Below are 19665 nucleotides of genomic sequence, written 5' to 3'. Positions count from 1 at the left end.
TCAGCGCCTCAACTGTTTCGCTTCACGCAAAATTAGGCCCCGACGCCGTGGGGAGCGTCGGGGCCATTGCCGGACCACCTGGCGGGGGACCAACCCCAAAATTACATGGTCCGGTATCCGGTGGTTACTGAAGCAACTTCAGAACGCTCTGCTGCGACTGATTGGCCTGTGCCAGCATGGCAGTTGCCGCCTGGCTGAGAATCTGGGCCTTGGCGAGCTGGGTCGTTTCCGCCGAGAAATCGGCGTCCTCGATCCGGCTGCGCGCTTCGGTCAGGTTCGTGACGGTCGATGTAAGGTTGCTGATCGTTGCTTCGAAGCGGTTCTGGGCGGCACCGATGGCGGCACGTCCGGTATTGACCGTGTCGATGGCGGTATCGAGCAAGCCGAGTGCAGTCGCTGCCCCTGCCGCAGTCGACAAATCTACGGCTGCGACGCTTAGGCCCGTTGTGGTCATCGAGGCAATGGCCAGCGTTACCGTATCACCCGAGTTCATGCCGGTTTGGATCGTCAGCGCGGTCGCCGATCCGTCGGTCAGTTTGATGTTGTTGAACGTCGTCTTGTTTGCGACATCGTCAATCTGGCCGAGCAGTGCGGTCACTTCGGTCTGGATGTTCGTGCGATCGCCTGCCGAATTCGTGCCGTTGGCCGACTGGACAGCAAGTTCACGGACGCGTTGCAGCATGTTGGAAATCTCGCCCATCGCGCCTTCTGCCGTCTGGGCCAGCGAAATTCCGTCATTGGCGTTGCGCATCGCCGCGGTCAGGCCGCGGACCTGCGATGTCATGCGGCTGGCGATGGCGAGGCCAGCGGCGTCGTCCTTGGCGGCGTTGATGCGCTTGCCGCTCGAAAGTCGCTCCATCGCCGTGCTGAGGCCCATGGCGGCCTTGTTGATGCCGGTCTGCGAGCGGATCGCTGCGACGTTGGTTCCGATATAGGTCATGTTCGTCCTTCCTGTTCCGGCGGCGGGACCCCGTCCTGCTTCGCCACGATTGAGGTAACGGCGGGTCGGCGGACAAGTTTAGCGGCGGCGGCTCGCTTGACTTCCCGTCAAGGGAGATGCTTTCAGGGGCGCGGGGAATGCGATCTCCCCTCCAGGCACCGCGCCCAAGTATCGTCCTGATCTGGAGGATGCGTCATGTCTGTCGAAGAACGTTCCGAACCGCTTGTGCAACGCCCTGCCGCCGTCTCGCTGGGCGAGGCATTCTGGGTGTGGTTACGGATTTCACTGCTGTCGTTTGGGGGCCCTGCTGGCCAGATCGCGGTAATGCACCGGATTCTTGTCGAGGAAAAACGCTGGATCGGCGAGCACCGCTTCCTCCACGCGCTGAATTTCTGCATGGTGTTGCCAGGCCCCGAGGCGCAGCAGTTGGCGACCTACATCGGATGGCTCATGCACCGGACGCGCGGGGGTATTGTCGCTGGCGGGCTATTTATCCTGCCGGGTGCGGTGGGGATCATGGTGCTGAGCTGGATCTATGCGCTTTATGGTGCGGTGGGGATCGTGTCGGCGCTGTTCTTTGGCCTCAAGTGCGCGGTGCTGGCCGTCGTTTTGCAAGCAGTGATCCGGATCGGGTCGCGCGCGCTCAAGAATGTACCGATGCGCGTGCTGGCCGCGGTCGCGTTTGTGCTGATCTTTTTTTGCGGGGTGCCATTCCCGATCATTATTCTGGGGGCAGGGCTTGTGGGTTACCTGGCGGGGCGGCGGGGCGTGTCTGCGTTCATGGTCGGGGGCGGCCATGGCGCAACCAACGACAAGATCGTGGCTGATGTTAACACGCTGCTGGGTGACGAACTGCCCGCACACGCAACGCCAACGACCAAGGCGACGTTGTGCCAGGCAAGCGTATGGCTCGCACTGTGGCTGGCTCCGGTCGCGGTCCTGTTGCTGACGCTGGGCGGGCACGACGTCTTTACCCAGATCGCCACCTTCTTTTCGACGATGGCGGTCGTGACCTTCGGCGGTGCCTATGCCGTGCTCGCCTATGTCGCGCAGCAGGCGGTGGAGCATTTCCACTGGCTGACGGCGCGCGAGATGCTGGACGGTTTGGGGATGGCGGAAACCACGCCGGGGCCGCTAATCATGGTGCTACAGTTTGTCGGTTTCATGGGCGCGTTTCGCAACCCGGGTATGCTGCCGCCTTTGCTTGCAGGCACGCTCGGTGGGTTACTGGCGACATGGGTGACGTTTTTGCCGTGCTTCCTGTGGATATCTCTGGGTGCGCCCTTCGTCGAGCGGATGCGTGGCAATGCAGCGGTGACCGGGGCCTTGTCTGCCATTACGGCGGCGGTGGTTGGGGTTATCCTGAACCTAGCGGCGTGGTTTGCCATCCACACGATCTTTCACGACGTGCGACGGTTCGTGGGGGGACCGTTGCATTTTGACATGCCGGTTTGGAACAGCGTCGACCCTTGGGCGCTCGCGCTCACCGTGCTGGCGATCATCGCTGTGTTCCGGCTGAAGATCGGCATGCTGGCGACCCTTGGCGCGTCGTCGTTGGCGGGTGTCGCGCTCTACCTGCTGGGTCTTGCCGGCTGAGGGCGTCGGTTTCCTGACACTATGGCGACGCTGGTCTGACGCCGTGATCCCTTCCTGCCGAGGGAAGCACCAACTGGCACGGTGATTGCAGGTCTCCTGGGGAACGCAATCACCGGGACGGCCAATGACCCTTCAGAACTCATCGCGATGATCGACGCCACCAGTCTGATGGCGATGCGCGGCACCGTGCTGGCGCGCAGCAAGGCGATGCAGGATATCGCCGCCGAAAGTGCGACCGCAAGGACCGCCGCGCCATCTGGTTTCGGCCAGATGCTGACCGAGGTCAACGCGCTGCAAGCCAAGGCCGGGGCCGCGTCCGAAGCGTTCGAGCGCGGGACCGAATCCGACATCGCTCAGGTCATGCTCGCCCGGCAGAAAGCCTCGATCTCGTTCGAAGCGACGCTGCAGGTCCGCAACAAATTGCTGTCGGCCTATCGTGACATCATGAACATGCCCGTCTGATGGCGACCGATGTCGCGCTGCGGATGCGCTCGCTGGTCAACCAACCGCTGGTCCGTCGTAGCCTGCCGATGCTGGGCTTGCTGGGCGTCGCGCTGGCGGTTGTGCTGGCCTGGATGGCAATCGGTGCGCCCGCGCAAAAGCCGCTGTTCGCCTCGCTTGGCGATAGCGACAAGGCAGCGGTCGCGGCGGCGCTTGATGTCGCCGGGGTCAAATATCGGATCGACGGTGACAGCGGCGCGCTCGACGTATCGACCGCCGATTATCATCGCGCCCGGATGTTGCTGGCGGGGCAGGGGTTGCCGAAATCGGCTCCCAGTGGGTCGGCGTCGCTCGATGCGCTGCCGATGGGCGCCAGCCATGCGCTGGAGGGGGAACGCCTGCGCGGTGCCAGGGAGACCGACTTGGCGCGCACCATCGAAGCAATCGACCCGATCGAGACCGCCAAGGTCCATCTGGCCGTCGAACCGCCGAGCCTGTTCGTGCGCGACCGTGTGAAGTCTGCGGCGTCAGTCATGGTCAAACTGGCCAGCGGTCGCACGCTATCGGACGCGCAAGTTCAGGCCATTGCCCACCTGGTCGCGTCGTCGGTCAACGGCCTGAACGCCGACGATGTCGCAATTGTCGACCAGGCGGGGCACCTGCTGTCCGCCGATCGCAGCGACCCGCTGGCCGCCGAAGCCGCGCGCCAGATCGATGTCCAGAACCGTATCGAGGCTCGTTACCGCGATGCCCTGTCAAGACTGCTGACGCCATTGGTCGGGGCTGAGGCCTTTACCGCCGAGGTCCATGCCGACCTGAATTTCGACGAGCGTCAGGCAACGCGCGAGACATTTCCAGAAAGCGACCGCGCCCTGCGGCAGGAACAGTCGCGCTGGACCTCGGCGGACAATGCGCCACCGGCGGTTGGTATCCCCGGCACATTATCGAACACCCCGCCGCCCGCCTCCACGGTCAGCACGACCCCGCCGGCTGCGACCCAGCCCGGCGTCACTCCGGGGCGAACGTCCGAAGATTCGACCCGCAGCTTTGAGCTGGGTCGCGAAGTCTCTGTCTCGCGGAGCGCCAGCGGACAGGTGCGTCGCTTATCGGTTGCCGTCGCGCTGAAGGACAGTGCGAAAAAACGCTCTGGCGTCGAACTGGCGGCGCTCGATGCGCTCGTCAAAGGTGCTGTTGGCTTCGACGGAACGCGTGGCGACACCGTCATCGTCACCTCACGCCCCTTCCAGCCTGTCACTGTCGATACCCCCGTATGGTGGCAGGCCGACTGGATCGCCACCGCAGGTCGCGACCTGGCCGTGATCGTGGTCGTGGCACTGCTCATCTTCGGCGTCGGTCGCCCCTTGCTGAAGCGCCGCAATGCCGCTGCCGAGGAGCGTCGCGGTGAGATCGCCGGCCTGATCGGCACCGAACTTGACGGGCACCGGTCCGACGTGACGCTCGACATGATCGAGGCGACACCCAGCTACGCCGCGCGCGTGGCACTGGTCCGCGACTTCGTCCGTGCCAACCCGGCGCGGGCCGCCGTCGTGGTCCGCAACCTCGTCCGGGACCCGGTCGATGCCTGAGCGTGCCGACCACGAAACCGCCGCGATCCTGCTGATGCTGCTGGACGAGGAAGAGGCCGCCGCGATCGTCGAGCGGCTCGACCCGGCGGAGATCGAACGCGTTGGCGGCGCCATGTTTGCGCTCCACGATGTCGACGAACACCGGGTCGCGGTCGCGCTCGACTGCTTTGTCCAGAGTGCCAAGGATTGTTCGACAATGACCTCAGAAGTAAGCGGGCATCTCAGCGGCGTGATGACGCGCGCCCTCGGCGGCGACCGCGCTCCTGCTATGCTCGAACGCATCATTCCAGAGGCGATGGCCGATCCGCTCCCGACGCTGAAATGGTTGTCGGTCGACGATCTTGTGAGCCTATGCGCGACCGAACACCCGCAGTTCACCGCGCTGCTGATCGCCAATCTTGCGCCAGCGGCGGCGGCGGCGGTCATCGCGCGAATGGACGACGCGGACCAAGCCGATATCCTGTATCGCGCGGCGACGCTCGGCCCAGTGTCGGCCCAGGCCTTTGCCGATGCCGACGCGCTGCTGGCCAATCATATCGGAGCGGGCAAGGCGGGCCGCGCGGAGGTCAACGCCGGGGCACCCGCGATCGCCGCGATCCTTAACCATGTCCCGCGCGCACTCGACCTGCGCATGATGCGCGCGCTCGGCAAGCTCGACCGACCGCTCGCGCAGCGCATCGACGATGACCGCGTGGTGTTCGACGACCTGCTGGGCCTGTCGGACAAGGATTTGGGAACGCTATGCCGCACTACCGATGCGACCGAGATGACACTGGCGCTGAAGGGCGTCACGGACGCGCAACGCGAGCGCATCTTCGCGACCATGTCGGCGCGCGCGGCAGACACGATGCGCGATGCGATTGCTGAACAGGGGCCGACCAAGTTGGCCGACGTTCAGGCCGCCCAGCGCGCCATCATCATCCTGGCGAAATCGCTGAGCGACAGCGGTGCCATTCAGTTAGGCAAGGGAGACGGCGACTATGTCTGATATGTGGAGCCCGGGCAGCGCGGCCCGCGCACGACCACTGCGGCTTGTCCAGAACGACAATCATGCAGACGTCGGCGACCCTTATACTACAGGCTATGCTGCGGCAGTCCTTGCCATGAAGACAGAGCTGGCCGCCGAGCGGGCGATGCTGGTCACGCTGGTCGATGCCGCGACCTCGATCGAGCGGGCGGACCCCGAACCGCTGGCAGCGCTGCTTGCCGCAACGGTGATGCGACTGGTTCGGGACGTCGCCGGGTCGGCTCCGGTCGATGAAGCCCTGTTGAAGGCCCGTGCGCTGGTGCTTGCCGATGCCATCCAGGGTCCCGACGGGCCGGTGACGGTGCGTGTCCATCCCGATTGCGTGGCGTTGCTCGATGGCGTGCGCAACGACCTGAGCGTCTGCGGCGATGTGTCGGTTCCACCCGGCCAAATCGTCATGGTCGTCGGCGGACGCGGCGCGGAGGATGGCGTGATTTCCGCTCTTGATCGCGTCCGTGCAGCGTTGGGGGATTTGTCATGATCGAACGTGCGGCGGCCGCCCTTTCAGGCGTCTTGATAGCGCGGACCTATCCGCTGCGGTTCGGCCATGTGATGAGTTGCGCAAACGGTGGGTTGCGGGCAGGTGGAATTATCCTCCCTCTTGGCGGCGGCGCGCGCATCGCTGGCCCCGCCGGGTCATGGGTGCCCGCACTCGTGTCGGGATTCGACGCTAACAGCGTGCATCTGCTGCCGCTTGATGGAGCCGCCGCGCTGACGGTCGGCGCACAGGTTGTTGCTGACGACAGCGTCAATCACATCGCGGTTGGTGGCAATGTCCTTGGCCGTGTCATCGATGCCAATGGCGTGCCACTCGATGGGCTCGGTCCGATCGGCGTGCTGAAGACGCAACCCGCACGGACCGTTGGAAACCCGATGGACAAGGCGCGGATCAAGACTGCGATGTCAACCGGCGTGCGGGCCGTCGATGCGTTGTTCACGCTCGGCGTTGGGCAGCGGATGGCGATCGTGGCGGGGTCCGGCGTCGGCAAATCGACTTTGCTCGCGCAGATCATGCGCGGCGTGGCCGCCGATGTCGTCGTCGTGGCCCTGGTCGGTGAACGCGCCCGTGAGATTGCCGATTTCGACGAAAGCCATGTCTCGCCCGCGGCGCGCGCTTACACAGTGGTTGTTGCCGCCGCCGCCGACGCACCTGCCGTCCTCCGCCTGCGTGCGGTTGAGCGCGCAACTGCCATTGCCGAGTATTTTCGCGACGCCGGGCTGTCGGTCCTGCTGATCGTCGACAGCCTGACACGGCTTGCCCATGCGCAGCGCCAGATCGGCCTAGCGATGGGCGAAGCTCCGACGGTGAAGGGCTATCCACCCTCTGCGCTGGCGCTGATCCCTGCGTTGATCGAACGTGCCGGGGGCGACCGCCGCACGGGCGGGTCAATCACCGCGCTTTACACGATCCTGGCCGACGGCGACGACATGGACGATCCCGTTGTCGATACCGCGCGGTCGATCACCGATGGCCATATCGTCCTGTCGCGCACCCTGGCCGAGGCGGGCGTCTTTCCAGCGATCGATATTGCGCGATCGCTCAGTCGGACCATGACCGACGTCGTGACCCTCGAACATAACGCTGCTGCCCAGCGAGTGAGGGGCGATTGGGCGCTTGCTGCCGAAAATCGGGACCTGGTCCTGATGGGTGCCTATCGCGCGGGTGCAGACCCGATGCTGGACCGGGCGCTCGCCAACCGTCCGGCGATTATCGAGTTCCTAAAACAGGGTACGGATCAAGTCTGCCCACAGCATGAGACACTGGAAATGCTGCACAATCTAGGTGCAGCATGAGCGCGATTTCACAAGCCCGGCAATTGGTGCGGGTGCGGGGGATTGAGCGTCGCTTTGCCGTGCTCACGCTTGCTGATGGGATTGCTGCCGTTGCGGTGTTCGATGCCCGACTGGCGCGCTTGAAGCATCTTTCGAACGTGCTGGCCGTCGACCGTGGCCCACAGGCGGGCAGTGTGGTTGCGGCATCCGGTCAGACGGTAGCGAACTTGCTGGCGGGCGTGCTGGCAACCGAAACACAGCGCGAAAGGAGCGTCATACTCCTCGGCCCATTGGAACAATCGCTCGCCGTTGCCGATGCCCGTAGCAGGAATGCCGAGGACCGACGGGATCGTGCAGAGCGCATCGCAGGGCGCGAAGCTGAGGCTCGGAAAACTTTTACGGCTATGGTGCGTGGGATGGGTCGATGGTGATTGCAGCCCCCGCACTCACCTTGGCATTGCCGGGGGGGTTGGTGTCGCCGCCGCCAATTTCGACGGAAACTGTCGATTTCGCCACCGTGTTCGATGCTGAAACGCTGGTCGCGACCACGGCTGCCGAGATCGGCGACCCGTCTCCGGTTCCGACGCCAAATCACCCGGCTCCAGCGATTGCGGTAAAATTCGATGTTGCAGTTGCCGATACCGTTGGCGCGTCGTTTCCTGTTGCCAAGCCGGGCCAGGGCCAAACCCTGCTGCTCGACACTGAAAACCGGGACGAGCCACTGGTGACGGACGAGCCGGTCGACCTTCCGATCCTGCCATTCCAGACGCCGCCAGCCCTTCAAGTGACGCAACCGGCACCTTTGGAACTGATGCCAGTGAACCCCCAGCCATCGCCCTTGCCGCCAGCGAGTTTTGCAAAAGCCAAGCTTGGTGAGGCTGTGCCGACAATGCGCGATACTTCGCCGCCACTGAAGCCCGGCGACACGACGACGGTCGCCCTGGCCCCGTCCGAAGCCCTCGTGGAGGTGGTGCCCGTCCGGCCTCCCGAAATCCCGGTAGCGCTTGCGGCAGCGCTTTCTGCGCCGCTTGTCCAGCCAGCGCGGACGCATCCCGCCGAACAGATTTTCGCGGTCCTCGCGCGTCAGGACCCGGCCGAAACGCGGTGGCTCGATACCGTCATTCGCGACGTGTCCGCGCTGGCCGCGAAGTCGGGCGACGTCCGCTTCCGTGTCGAACCTGAGGGCTATGGCAGGATTACCATCGAACGCACCGCCGACCGCCTGGAGATAGGCGTGTCGGAGACCCGCGCACTGGCCGCAGTGGACGCCGCGCGTCCGCTCGTGCTGGCCGGAGCCGCCGCGCTGGGGGCGCCGATCTCGGCGGCGATGGTCCTGCTGGACCCGTCCGGATCGCGCGGCCGCGACGAGGCGAGGCCGCGCCTCCAGATCGAAATCGGACAGGTTAACGACAGCGAAGACGACGCTGCCGCCGACGCCGGTCGCTACGCGTGAATAAGGAACAATCGATGAGTGGAACCAAGAAGAAACGCGGCAAGCTGGTGGGGCTGCTGGCCTATGGCATCGGCGCGTTGCTGATGGCGGGGGCGGGGGCCGCCGGGGGCGTCTATGTGGCGCAGGCCGGAATGTTGCAGCCGCATGGCGATCCGGCACCCGCAGAAGTCGCCTATTTCGCGTTCCAGCAGCCCTTTACCTCTAACTTGCGCGATACCGGCAGTTTTGCGCAGCTTTCGCTGTCGGTCGCGACCCGTGACGAGCATTCCGCAGAGGCGGTGAAGGTCAACGAGGCGGCGCTGCGGTCGGTGGTGCTGATGATCGTCGCCGATCAGGATGCGTCCAACCTGGCGACGACGGCGGGCAAGCAACAGCTCCAGAAAAAGCTGCGCGCCGTGATGGATCAGGTCCTTAAGTCGAAGACCGGGCACACGGGTATCGACAGCGTGTATTTCACCAGTTTCGTGATCCAGTGACCGCGCTGACCCGCCCCAATCTGCTGCTCGCCCGGGCGCCGGGTGACGGTGTCCAGAATGCCCTGTCGCATGTGGCCGCGCGGATTGTGGCACCGGTCTCGCTCCTGCTGGGAGAGAAGGTCCAGGCGTCGTCGGACACGCAGGTCTTTGCCCTGTGGCAGCAGCCCGCCGCCAGCTTCGGTTTCAGCCTCGGCACCGCCTGCGCCATGAACATCGCGGTCGACGACGCGTTGGCCGGGTCGTTGCTGGAACGCCAGTTCGGCGGGGCAGGCGCGAAGCCACACGCCCCCCGCCAGTGTCGTGCCACCGCGTCGCGCGCGCGCCAGATCGCAGACGGCATCGCGCAGGCCATCGCCTGCAACTGGCCCACCGGCACCCCCGCCGTTGCCCCTGCCGACCCGGCACAATTCGCGCGCGCCGACGATATGGTCGCTACGATCGCGCTTACTTGCGGCACCGTCGGCTACGTCCATATCGCCTTTGCGATCGAGGGGCTCGCGCGGATCAGCGGGGTGCCCGTCCCGCGTGTGGCCGACTGGGCCGCCCGGCTTCGCAGCAGTGCGCTCGCGGCCAGGCTGACGGTGCGGGCGATCCTGGCGCAACCCGAATTCCCCGCCGCCACGATATTACGACTGGCGGTCGGCGACGTGCTGTCGATCCCCCGGCCCGCCTCTGTCCCGTTATTTGCCGGGGCACATCTGATCGCGGCCGGAACGCTGACCGACACCGATGGCCGCACCGCCGTCCGAATCGACTTGATGGAGACCATGACCGATGACTGAAGTCCCGCCCCCAACCGACAATTACGAACTACTGTCCCGCATCCCCATGCGCCTGTCGGTGGAGGTCGGTTCGACGTCAATGACCCTGTCTGCGCTGATCGCACTCAAACAGGATGCCGTCGTCGCACTCGACCGCCAGACCGACGACCCGCTGGACATCCTTGCCAACGGCACCCTGATCGCGCGCGGAGAGATTGTCACCGTCGACGGGCGCTACGGCGTCCGCATCTGTGAAATCGTGGCATCGGTCAAATGAACGCGCTGACTGCACGCCTGTTGTCGCTCGTCAATCGTGTGCGGGACCAACGGCGCGGACGCATCGCACGCCTGGTCGAGGTCCAGTCGTTCGGCGCGACGACCAAGCTGGCCGTCGTCCAATTCGCCGGTCGCACGCTGCTGCTGTCCGTCAGCCGGGAGGGCATCGCCCTGATCGCCAGCGACCTCCCCTCATGATCGCCTTGACCTTGATGGCGGCGCTTGACCTGGGTGCGCTCAACACGGGCGCCGAACCATTGTCGCTGCCGCTGCAGATTCTGGTGCTGATGACCGGGCTGACCGTCCTGCCGACGCTGTTGCTAATGATGACCGGCTTCACGCGCATCCTGATCGTGTTGTCGATTCTGCGACAGGCCCTCGGGCTGCAACAGACCCCGCCCAACCAGGTGCTGGTCGGCATGGCGCTATTCCTGACGCTGTTCGTCATGCGCCCCGTGATTGCGGAGATCGACCGCACCGCGTGGCAGCCCTATCGCACGCAGGCGCTGCCGATGGAGACCGCGATCGAGCGCGGCGGCGTTGCACTTCACGGGTTTATGGCGCGCCAGACGCGCAGCGCCGATCTGTCGCTGTTCTATCGCATGGGCAATGAAAAGCCCGGCGCGAGCATCGCCACGACGCCGTTCGCGATCCTCGTCCCCGCCTTTGTCACAAGCGAGTTGAAGACCGCATTCCAGATCGGGTTCCTGATCTTCCTGCCCTTCCTCGTCATCGACCTGGTCGTGGCCAGCGCATTGATGGCGCTCGGCATGATGATGCTGTCGCCGTCGGTCGTGTCGATGCCGTTTAAGCTGCTGCTGTTCGTCGCCATCGACGGATGGGCGTTGACGATGGGGTCGCTGGCATCGTCGTTTGGATCGGGATGATGGGCAGCGAACAGGACATATTGCTGGGGTTCGCGCAACAGGGGCTGTGGACGGCGGCGCTGGCGTCCGCGCCGTTGCTGGTGTCGGTGCTGGTCGTCGGGCTGGTCGTGGGGTTGTTCCAGGCAGTCACCTCGATCAACGAGGCGACCTTGTCGTTCGTGCCCAAGCTGATCGTCATCGCGGTCGTGCTGGCGGTGTTCGGCGCGGCGATCCTGGGGGTCATCGCCGATTTCGCCCGAGAGATGTTCGCACGCATTCCCGACATGCTGAACTGATGACCCTCACAGAAACCGCAGCGGGCATCGCTATCGCTTCGATCCGCCCGGGCGCTGCATTGTTCGCATCGCCGCTGTTCGGGAACAGCCATGTGCCCGTTCCGCTGCGGATCGCGATTGCCATTGCGATCGGGTGGGCGGGCTTTTCAGCGGGCAACCCCCAGGCTGCGCTGACCGCCGCGCGGGATGCGCCGTTCATCGTGCTGCCCGAATTGCTGATCGGCCTGACGATGGGTTTTGCGATGCAAATGGCCTTTGCCGCCGCGATGATGGCGGGCGAAGTCATCGGCAATACGATGGGGCTGGGGTTTGCCACCTCGCCCAACGGCCTGGCAGGACCCGCGCCGACGCTGGGCAATTTCATGAGCTTTGCCACCACCGCCATCTTCCTCGCCAGCCAGGGACATCTGACGCTGGTCGCGATGGTCGTCGCCAGTTTCCATGACATTCCCATCGGCTCCGCATGGTTCCCCGGCAACGCGATGGCGATGTTCGGCACCGCGCTGTTTTCGGGTGCGGTCAGCATCGCGTTGCCGGTGACGTTCGCGCTGGTGATCGTGCAGGTCGTGCTGGCCCTGATCGCAAAGGCCGCCCCCGCGCTGAATCTGTTCGCGATCGGCCTGCCCTTTACGCAGTTAGCGGGGGCGATGCTGCTGGTCATCGCCTTTCCCGCGATGGGCAGCGCCATCGGCGAACAGATCAGGCTGTCGTTCGAGCTGGCGACCAAATGAGCGGCGAAGGGGGCGAGCGCACCGAAGCCGCCACGCCCAAACACCGGCAGGCTGCGCGAAAAAGGGGCCAGCTCCCCGATATTCGCGAGCTGTCCGGCGCGGCGGTAGTGCTGGCCGGGGCAGGCTGGCTTGCGCTGATGGGACCAGTACTCTGGGGCGGGGCCGCCAGCCAGATGCGCGCCGGGCTGATGCTCCGCGATACGCGCACCGATTTCGATCCCGCCACTGCAGTTTGGCCGATGATCGCCGCCGTTGCGGTGCCGATGGCGGTGCTCTTTGCGTCGGTCTGCTTCGCTGCCATTTGCAGTCGCCTTATCGGCGGGGGTCTTGGCATCAACTGGGGTGCGGTCGCACCCAAATTAGCCAACATCTCGCCCGCCACCGGCTTGAAGCGCATCTTCAGCGCGCGTGGCGGCATCGAATTCGTCAAATCGCTCGCCAAGCTGATTTTTCTCGGTGGCGCGTTCTTGTGGGCCATCAAGGGAGCGTTGCCCGGCTTCGTCATGTCATCGGGTGCCGATCCGCTGGCGGTCGCGACCGTCGGGGCATCACACTTGCTGCGCACCGTTTTTGCCGTCACGATCGCACTGATCCTAATTGCTGCGCTCGACGCCCCGATCCAGATCGCGCTTCACAATGCAAAGTTGCGGATGACCAAGCAGCAGGTGCGCGACGAACACCGCGAATCCGAACACGCTCCTGAAGTCCGCCAGCAAATTCAGGCCAAGCGCGCCGCCTTGCTCGACCAGTCGGCACGCAAGGCCGTCAAGGAGGCGACTGTCATCCTCGTCAACCCGACGTCGTTTGCGGTCGCACTTCGTTATCGTCCCGGCACCGACGTTGCGCCGGTCGTGCTGGCCCGCGCCCGTGCCGAAGCCGCCGCCGCGCTGCGCGAAATGGCGGCGCTGGAGAACGTGCCGGTGCTGACCTATCCAGCGCTCGCCCGCGCCATTTATTTTACCAGCCGATCTGGACAGGTGATTGACGAAAAACTGTATCGTGCGGTCGCCACTGTGCTGGCGTTCGTCCTTGGCCTCAACGCCGAGATCGCCCGCCGTGCTCAGCCCGAAATCGAGATGCCCGACGGCCTGCACTACGGCGCGGACGGGCGCGCGTCCTAAAGCTGCGACCATCCGCGCCGTTATCCATTGCGAAGCGAACACAGATGGACAGGCGCGATGAACCCAATCCCATTCCCCAAGGCGACCGCCGAATTGCGCCGCGCCTGGGCCAACGATGTCGATGCCGCGCTGTCGGAAGCGGAGGGACTGTTGCATTCGGCCAACATCCCGCTCGACCGGCGGATCGCGCTGAAAGTCGACATTGGTGAAGTCCGTGCCGCGCTTGCCAGCGAACGTCGGCTGCTCGGGATTGGCCGATGACTTCGATCACGGACGCGCTAGGTGCCGGGGCTGGCATCGACAGCAAGGCGCTGATCGTCGAACTCGCCGCCGCCGCGCGCGAGGGCCGCGACAAGGCGCTGACGGCCAAGACGACAAGCAACACCGCCAAGATTTCGGCGCTCGCCTCGATCGGGTCGGCCCTGACCGAATTCGCCACGGCTTTCGACATAGACGCGCAGGACGCAACCATCTCGACTGCCAAGCTGGTCAACGAATTCGTGTCGGGTTTCAACCAGGTGCGGACGATGATCGCGTCGGCCACCGCCCGGGGGGCGACTACGGCATCGTCGGGGGCGTTGCTGGGTGACAATGGCCTGCGCGCGGCAACCTCGGCGCTCGCCAAACTCCCGCTGCGCGCGCTCGCAGGCGGGGCGACAGCGCAATCGCTCAACGACCTCGGCATTGCCACCAATCGCGACGGCACGCTGCGGGTCGATCGCGTGAAGCTGAACGCGGCGATCGCGGCCGATCCGGTCGGCGTGCGCGCGATGCTGACCTCAGGCGGTGGCCTGGACAGCGGGCTGACGGCCGTGCGCGACCTCGTCATGGCAAAGGGCGGGCCGCTCGATGCCAGCACGATGCGCTACACGCGCGTCGCGACGACGCTCGCTGTGCAACAGGCAAGGATCGAAAGCGATAACACAAAGCTGATCGACCGGCTGACGCTGTCGTTCGGCCAGATGGATCGCCGCGTCGCGCTGATCAAGGCGAGCCAGTCCTATCTTACCCAGCAGATCGCGGCATGGAACAGCACGAACAACGGATAGCGCTTGCGGTGGCACTGTACCGCGAGGTCGCGGCCATGCGCGCCGAGGGGGCGTCACCCGGCGGGCTGGTGTTTATCCTGCTGGAAGAGCTGGTCGATTGCCTCGATGCGATGGGTGGTGCCATTGCTACAGGCCAGCGGGAGCGACGCAATGACGTGCGGCGACGGGCAGAGGCCATCGTGTTTTCGCTCGACGTGACGCTTGATGTCGGGGCCGGGGCGTTGTCTGATCGGCTCGGGGCAATCTATCGCGAAGTCGGCAGCCTGATCGGAGCGGCGGTGGCGGAGAATGATCCGGATCGGTGTCATCGTGCGCGCGACCTGGTGGAGCCGATTGCCGAGGCGTGGCGCGAAATCGCTCAGGCGGCGTAGCGGCGCATCTTCTCGATCAACGTGGTGCGGTTCAACCCCAGCGAGCGGGCGGCTTCCGCGATGACTCCGCTGCTGCGTTCGATGGCCTCACGGATGTAGCGACCTTCCAGTTCGGCGAGGATCTCGCGCAGGTCGATCGTGCCCTCGGACAAGGTCGGGGGCGGGAGGCGCGGCGTCGGAGCATCACAGGTCGGCTGGAGCACCGGTGCGGCGCGTGATAGAAGGCGATCGACTTCCACGCCACCGATGGTCTCGGCAGGGTGGAGGATGGCGGCACGCTCTACCAAATTACGCAGTTCGCGCAGGTTGCCGGGCCAGCGATGGGCGGACAGTCGGGCGATGCCGCTGCCGGTGAACTTCACAGCTCCGCGCCGGTCGCCGCCGATCTTCAGAAAATGATCGATCAACAAGGGCAGGTCGCCCGTTCGCTCTGCCAGCGCGGGAAGCGCGATCGGGAAGACCGCCAGGCGATAATAGAGATCCTCGCGGAAAATGCCGTCGTCAATTGCGGTTTCCAAGTTGCGGTGGGTCGCCGACAGGATGCGGACATCGACCGCGATTTTAGTGCGCCCACCCACGCGCTCGACCACGCGTTCCTCCAGCACGCGGAGGAGTTTGACCTGCATGTCGTGGGGCATGTCGCCGATTTCATCGAGGAACAATGTGCCGCCACTGGCCTCCTCGAACCGTCCGATCCGGGTCGCATGGGCTCCGGTGAACGATCCTTTCTCATGGCCGAACAGTTCGGATTCCAGCAGGTCGCGGGGGATCGCGCCGCAGTTGATCGCCACGAACGGCCCGTCGCGGCGATCGCTGGACATATGGATAGCCTGTGCAGCGCGTTCCTTGCCGCTGCCCGACGGCCCGGTGATCAGCACCGAAACATCGCGCGGGGCGACCCGGGCAACCAGCGCCCGGACCGCCTGCATCGGCGGGCTGGTTCCCAGCAGCAGGTCGTCGGCGCTGGGCGGTCTTGCTTTGGTCGCAGTGGTCATGGCTTGTCCCGGTGCCGGTGAGGTCGGTGGTGTCCGGCCCATTTCGACTAGGAAAAAAACATGGTTAAAACCGTTTCGATATCGATCCGGATCGGACTAACTCTGGCGCGCAGAAATGCCGCAGCCCGGATAGTTGGCACGGAACAAACGCAAAACAGGATGGTGGCAATGACGGGTCGGGCGATGGGTTTTTTCGAGCATGCGGATTTTGCGCCGGAGCGGACGGTTTTAATCATCGCCGACGACGCGGGAGCGATCGCCAACGCGCGGACCGCCGCCGATGCGGCTAAGATGCGGGTGACGCGGGTGGTCTCGGTGGCGGAGGCTCCGGCGGCGCTGGCTGAAGTCGGGCGCGAGAATGTGGTGCTGATCGAACTGGTCGAGATCGACGATGCGGCGGACCGGGTGCTGGACCTGATCGAACACGACCGGCGGCGCGCGGTAATCGCATTTCCGACCGAATGTATCGACGCGGTCGTATTCCGGATCAGCCGGCCGATAACGCTGCTGTGCAGTCCGACCAATATCGACCGCGCGGTGGCGCTGGCGTCGGGATCGGACATCGCGCCGGAAATGAACGCCGACAATGACGACAACGACCGGCTGCAGAAACTGGCGGACGAGGTGGCGCGGATCGCAGCGACCCTGGCGGACTTGGCGGGCAGTCCGCTCAGCAGCGGGGGCGATGCGTTCAGTGACGGGCTGATCGGATATCGCGCGGGGCCGGTCCCCGCTCCGGCAAAGGGCGCGGCGGTCAATGTCGGGGACATCCGCGCGATGATCCGGGGGCGGCGACTGCGCGACCGGTTCCTGCCGTCGGACCTGTTCGGGGAGGCGGCGTGGGATATGCTGCTGGACCTGATGGCGGCGCGGATCGAGGGGACGCAGGTGGCGGTCTCCAGCCTGTGCATCGCGGCTGCGGTGCCGCCGACCACCGCCCTGCGCGCGATTCGGGGGATGACCGAGCGCGGGCTGTTCCTGCGCGTGGCCGACGACCATGATCGCCGCCGGATCTTCATCGAGCTGAGCGACCCGACCGCCGACGCGATGCGCAGTTACCTGTCGGCGGCAAAACAGCAGGGCGCGGTATTGGCCTGACTTGCCGAAAACGCGGGGATCGGGCAAGGGGTCCCCCGCGGGCGCTTAGCTCAGTTGGTAGAGCATCTCGTTTACACCGAGAGGGTCGGCGGTTCGAGCCCGTCAGCGCCACCATTCCGCACCCACCTAAGCGTTAAACCGTTGAAAATCGGGCATATGCTGTCAGGCCGCCCCGGCGCGCACCCATCAACCCTTGGCGGCGCACCAAGGTGCCGTTAAGTCCGGCGCGACGACGGGGGCATCGATGCGGTTAGGCTGGGACGAGATAACACGGCGGGCCAAGGCGTTCAGCGAAGAGTGGAAAGACGCCCATTATGAAAAGGGCGAAACCCAAAGCTTTTACAATGAATTCTTCGAGATATTCGGGATCAGGCGGCGGCAGGTCGCGGTCTATGAAAAAATGGTGCAGGGGCTGGAGGCAAACCGGCGCGGCTTCATTGATATGTTCTGGCCCGGCACCCTGATTGTTGAACAAAAGAGCGCGGGCAAAGACCTGCTTTCGGCGCAAATGCAGGCCAGCGAATATTTCAACTGGCTGCCCGAACGTGACCAGCCGCGTTATATGCTGACCTGCGATTTTCAGCGCTGGCGGCTGATCGACCTGGACAATAATGGCGCGGAAATTCGCTTCAACCTTGCCGATCTGCACAAGCACATAACTGCGTTCGATTTCATGCTGGGCCGCAAGGTCAGTTTCACCACGCAGGCCAGCGTCACGATCAAGGCGGCCGAACTGATGGGCCGCCTGCATGACGCACTGAACGACGCGGGCTATGGCGGGCACGACCTGGAACAATTGCTGGTGCGGCTGCTGTTCTGCATGTTTGCCGACGACACCGGCATTTTCCAGCCGAAGGACATTTTCCTACAACTGATCGACAACGACACCCGGCCCGACGGTGCGGACGCGGGCCGCGTTTTGAGCGAACTGTTCGACGTGCTGGATACGCCCGAAAATCAGCGGCAATCGGGCCTGTCGGGCGAATTGAACGCCTTTCCCTATGTCAACGGAAAGCTGTTTGGCGGACACCTGCGCACTCCGGTTTTTAACGAGAAAATGCGCGGCTATTTGCTGGATGCCTGCCGCCACGATTGGTCAGCGGTCAGTCCGGCCATTTTCGGTTCGCTGTTCCAATCTGTGATGGATGCCAAGGAACGCCGGGCCAAGGGCGCTCATTACACCTCGGAAGAAAATATCCTGAAGGTGATCGGCCCGCTGTTCCTTGATGATCTGCGCGCTGAACTGGCGCACATTATGGAACGGCGCAGCGGGCGGGATAAGGAACTGGCGAAGTTTCAGGAAAAGCTGACGCGGCTGACCTTCCTCGATCCCGCCTGTGGGTGCGGCAATTTCCTGGTCATCGCCTATCGCGAAATCCGGCGGCTGGAACTGGACTGCCTGCGCGCCCAATATGCCGATCAACAGATCGACGCGGCGCTGATGTGCAGGGTGACCGTCGACCAGTTTTACGGCATTGAATATGAGGAGTTTCCCGCCCGCATTGCCGAAGTCGCGATGTGGATGATGGACCATATCGCCAATAACGCGATTAATGAGGCATTCCGACTGAACTATGCCCGCATCCCGTTGAAGGACAGCGCGCATATCCTGCACGGCGATGCGCTGGAAGCAGATTGGGCCGCGCTGCTGCCACCAGAGCGGTGCAGCTATATCATGGGCAACCCACCATTTATCGGGGCCAAGTTCCAGACAAATTTTCAGCGGGCGCAAGTGCGTGGGATTGCCAAGCTGGGCGGATCGGGCGGCACGCTGGACTATGTGACGGCTTGGTTTTTAAAGGCGGGGCAAATGGCCAAGGTCAATCCGCGCATTCGGATTGCTTTTGTTTCCACCAATTCAATAACCCAAGGCGAACAAGTAGCGCAGTTATGGCCGCTGTTGTTCGATCGTTATGGTCTGGAAATCGCCTTTGCCCACCGCACGTTCAGTTGGGGCAGTGAGGCGCGTGGCAAGGCGCACGTGCACGTGGTTATTGTCGGTCTGGCCCATCGGGATTTGGAACCGGCGGAAAAGCGGCTGTTCAGTTACCCGGATATAAAGGGCGCGCCTGTTGAAACCCGGCATGGCGGGCTGACTGCGTATTTGTTTGATGCACGCGGGGTGGCAAATCGGCATTTGGTGGTGAAAGAGGCGGGGAGTCCGATCAACGGAATGCCCAAATTGATCACCGGTTCAAAGCCGTTGGAAGACGGAAATCTAGTTTTAAGCTACATCGAGAGACAAGAGCTGATTGCTAAACATCCAGAGATTGCAGATTTTTTGCGGCCCTACCAAGGAGCCGAAGAATTCATAAATGGCTTCGCGCGGTGGGTGATAGCTACACCTTTGATGTCACCAGAATTAATAAAGTCCGTTCCGCCGGTTATGGCACGACTAGAGGCAATACGAAAATGGCGAGCAAGTCGATCAAGTAAAACGACTTTGGATTTATCAACAAAGCCAACCCAATGGCATTTAACTGTTATCCCAGCACGGCCTTTTCTCGCTATTCCAAATACCTCATCCGAACGACGCAATTACGCACCTATTGGATGGATCTCTCCGCCTATAATTCCAAACCAGAAACTGAGAGTGTTGCAAGAGGCATCACTTGAAATATTTGGAGTGCTTACCAGCCGGATGCATATGGCATGGCTTGGTCACATTGGGGGTCGATTAAAGAGTGACTACAGTTACTCGAGCGGCTTGGTCTACAACACCTTCCCATGGCCCGACGCCTCGCCCGCGCAACGCGCGAAAGTAGAGGCGCTCGCCCAAGCCGTGCTCGATGCCCGTGCCGCGCATCCG

The 19665-nt window shown here is 63.9% G+C and carries 23 protein-coding genes and 1 tRNA gene; 22 read left to right on the top strand and 2 right to left on the bottom strand.

From position 1 onward, the window contains the following. Positions 1 to 124: 124 nt before the first annotated feature. A complete protein-coding gene (locus tag Q0R02_RS03605; protein ID WP_293880931.1) occupies positions 125 to 940 on the bottom strand; it encodes a flagellin in 816 nt (271 codons plus the stop codon). Between the two features lie 195 nt (positions 941 to 1135). Here Q0R02_RS03605 and chrA point away from each other — a divergent pair, with 195 nt between their 5' ends. The 19 genes from chrA (at position 1136) to fliS (ending at position 14763) form a co-directional block, all read left to right on the top strand. Then, entirely contained in the window at positions 1136 to 2536 is a 1401-nt protein-coding gene (chrA, locus tag Q0R02_RS03600) for a chromate efflux transporter (RefSeq protein WP_293880930.1), read from the top strand. A 147-nt stretch (positions 2537 to 2683) separates the two neighbouring features. Continuing rightward, positions 2684 to 2998: a flagellar hook-basal body complex protein FliE gene (gene fliE, locus Q0R02_RS03595; protein ID WP_367271424.1), complete on the top strand. Its 315-nt coding sequence runs from the start codon at positions 2684 to 2686 to the stop codon at positions 2996 to 2998. Continuing rightward, complete coding sequence (fliF, locus tag Q0R02_RS03590) at positions 2998 to 4563, top strand: flagellar basal-body MS-ring/collar protein FliF (RefSeq protein ID WP_293880929.1); 1566 nt, start codon at positions 2998 to 3000, stop codon at positions 4561 to 4563. Before fliE ends, fliF begins: the two co-directional genes overlap by 1 nt. Next, positions 4556 to 5551: a FliG C-terminal domain-containing protein gene (locus Q0R02_RS03585; protein WP_293880928.1), complete on the top strand. Its 996-nt coding sequence runs from the start codon at positions 4556 to 4558 to the stop codon at positions 5549 to 5551. Before fliF ends, Q0R02_RS03585 begins: the two co-directional genes overlap by 8 nt. Beyond that, positions 5544 to 6071 (top strand): hypothetical protein, encoded by a 528-nt coding sequence (locus Q0R02_RS03580; protein WP_293880927.1) that lies wholly within the window; start codon positions 5544 to 5546, stop codon positions 6069 to 6071. Before Q0R02_RS03585 ends, Q0R02_RS03580 begins: the two co-directional genes overlap by 8 nt. Further along, a complete protein-coding gene (locus tag Q0R02_RS03575; protein ID WP_293880926.1) occupies positions 6068 to 7384 on the top strand; it encodes a FliI/YscN family ATPase in 1317 nt (438 codons plus the stop codon). The genes Q0R02_RS03580 and Q0R02_RS03575 overlap by 4 nt, the downstream gene beginning before the upstream one ends. Then, on the top strand, positions 7381 to 7794 hold the full coding sequence (locus Q0R02_RS03570; protein ID WP_293880925.1) for a hypothetical protein: 414 nt from the start codon (positions 7381 to 7383) through the stop codon (positions 7792 to 7794). Before Q0R02_RS03575 ends, Q0R02_RS03570 begins: the two co-directional genes overlap by 4 nt. Beyond that, entirely contained in the window at positions 7788 to 8816 is a 1029-nt protein-coding gene (locus Q0R02_RS03565; RefSeq protein WP_293880923.1) for a hypothetical protein, read from the top strand. The genes Q0R02_RS03570 and Q0R02_RS03565 overlap by 7 nt, the downstream gene beginning before the upstream one ends. Before the next feature lie 14 nt (positions 8817 to 8830). Continuing rightward, positions 8831 to 9292, top strand: coding sequence for a flagellar basal body-associated protein FliL (gene fliL, locus Q0R02_RS03560; protein ID WP_293880921.1), 462 nt, complete (start codon positions 8831 to 8833; stop codon positions 9290 to 9292). After that, positions 9289 to 10074, top strand: a complete 786-nt coding sequence (locus tag Q0R02_RS03555; RefSeq protein WP_293880920.1) for a FliM/FliN family flagellar motor switch protein — start codon at positions 9289 to 9291, stop codon at positions 10072 to 10074. Before fliL ends, Q0R02_RS03555 begins: the two co-directional genes overlap by 4 nt. Next, positions 10067 to 10330, top strand: a complete 264-nt coding sequence (gene fliN / locus Q0R02_RS03550; RefSeq protein WP_293880918.1) for a flagellar motor switch protein FliN — start codon at positions 10067 to 10069, stop codon at positions 10328 to 10330. Before Q0R02_RS03555 ends, fliN begins: the two co-directional genes overlap by 8 nt. After that, positions 10327 to 10527: a flagellar biosynthetic protein FliO gene (locus Q0R02_RS03545; RefSeq protein ID WP_293880916.1), complete on the top strand. Its 201-nt coding sequence runs from the start codon at positions 10327 to 10329 to the stop codon at positions 10525 to 10527. Before fliN ends, Q0R02_RS03545 begins: the two co-directional genes overlap by 4 nt. A gap of 14 nt (positions 10528 to 10541) precedes the next feature. Continuing rightward, on the top strand, positions 10542 to 11216 hold the full coding sequence (gene fliP, locus Q0R02_RS03540; protein ID WP_293880967.1) for a flagellar type III secretion system pore protein FliP: 675 nt from the start codon (positions 10542 to 10544) through the stop codon (positions 11214 to 11216). Further along, on the top strand, positions 11216 to 11491 hold the full coding sequence (gene fliQ / locus Q0R02_RS03535) for a flagellar biosynthesis protein FliQ (RefSeq protein ID WP_293880965.1): 276 nt from the start codon (positions 11216 to 11218) through the stop codon (positions 11489 to 11491). Before fliP ends, fliQ begins: the two co-directional genes overlap by 1 nt. Further along, on the top strand, positions 11491 to 12222 hold the full coding sequence (locus Q0R02_RS03530) for a flagellar biosynthetic protein FliR (protein WP_293880915.1): 732 nt from the start codon (positions 11491 to 11493) through the stop codon (positions 12220 to 12222). Before fliQ ends, Q0R02_RS03530 begins: the two co-directional genes overlap by 1 nt. Continuing rightward, entirely contained in the window at positions 12219 to 13343 is a 1125-nt protein-coding gene (locus Q0R02_RS03525; RefSeq protein WP_293880913.1) for an EscU/YscU/HrcU family type III secretion system export apparatus switch protein, read from the top strand. The genes Q0R02_RS03530 and Q0R02_RS03525 overlap by 4 nt, the downstream gene beginning before the upstream one ends. Positions 13344 to 13400: 57 nt before the next feature. Continuing rightward, positions 13401 to 13604, top strand: a complete 204-nt coding sequence (locus Q0R02_RS03520; protein ID WP_293880911.1) for a hypothetical protein — start codon at positions 13401 to 13403, stop codon at positions 13602 to 13604. After that, positions 13601 to 14392, top strand: coding sequence for a flagellar filament capping protein FliD (gene fliD, locus Q0R02_RS03515; protein WP_293880909.1), 792 nt, complete (start codon positions 13601 to 13603; stop codon positions 14390 to 14392). Before Q0R02_RS03520 ends, fliD begins: the two co-directional genes overlap by 4 nt. Beyond that, a complete protein-coding gene (gene fliS / locus Q0R02_RS03510; protein ID WP_293880907.1) occupies positions 14368 to 14763 on the top strand; it encodes a flagellar export chaperone FliS in 396 nt (131 codons plus the stop codon). Before fliD ends, fliS begins: the two co-directional genes overlap by 25 nt. On the opposite strand, the gene Q0R02_RS03505 is transcribed toward fliS, so the two are convergent. Then, positions 14751 to 15758: a sigma-54-dependent Fis family transcriptional regulator gene (locus Q0R02_RS03505; protein ID WP_293880905.1), complete on the bottom strand. Its 1008-nt coding sequence runs from the start codon at positions 15756 to 15758 to the stop codon at positions 14751 to 14753. The two genes, fliS and Q0R02_RS03505, sit on opposite strands and share 13 nt — an antisense overlap. Before the next feature lie 60 nt (positions 15759 to 15818). Here Q0R02_RS03505 and Q0R02_RS03500 point away from each other — a divergent pair, with 60 nt between their 5' ends. From Q0R02_RS03500 to Q0R02_RS03490, 3 genes are all read left to right on the top strand, one after another. Beyond that, the gene (locus Q0R02_RS03500; RefSeq protein WP_293880903.1) at positions 15819 to 16856 is read left to right on the top strand and encodes a MarR family transcriptional regulator; all 1038 of its coding nucleotides are present in this window, start codon (positions 15819 to 15821) and stop codon (positions 16854 to 16856) included. Between the two features lie 39 nt (positions 16857 to 16895). Further along, positions 16896 to 16970 (top strand) — tRNA-Val (locus Q0R02_RS03495). 130 nt (positions 16971 to 17100) lie between these two features. After that, positions 17101 to 19665, top strand: a 2565-nt coding sequence (locus Q0R02_RS03490; RefSeq protein WP_367271423.1) for a class I SAM-dependent DNA methyltransferase, incomplete at its 3' end; no start/stop codon positions are given.

It is taken from the genome of Sphingomonas sp., from assembly GCF_025353885.1.
Taxonomy (GTDB): domain Bacteria; phylum Pseudomonadota; class Alphaproteobacteria; order Sphingomonadales; family Sphingomonadaceae; genus Sphingomonas_O.
The sequence above is the reverse complement of the archived record's forward strand: the minus strand, read 5'-3'. Positions and strand labels throughout refer to the sequence as shown.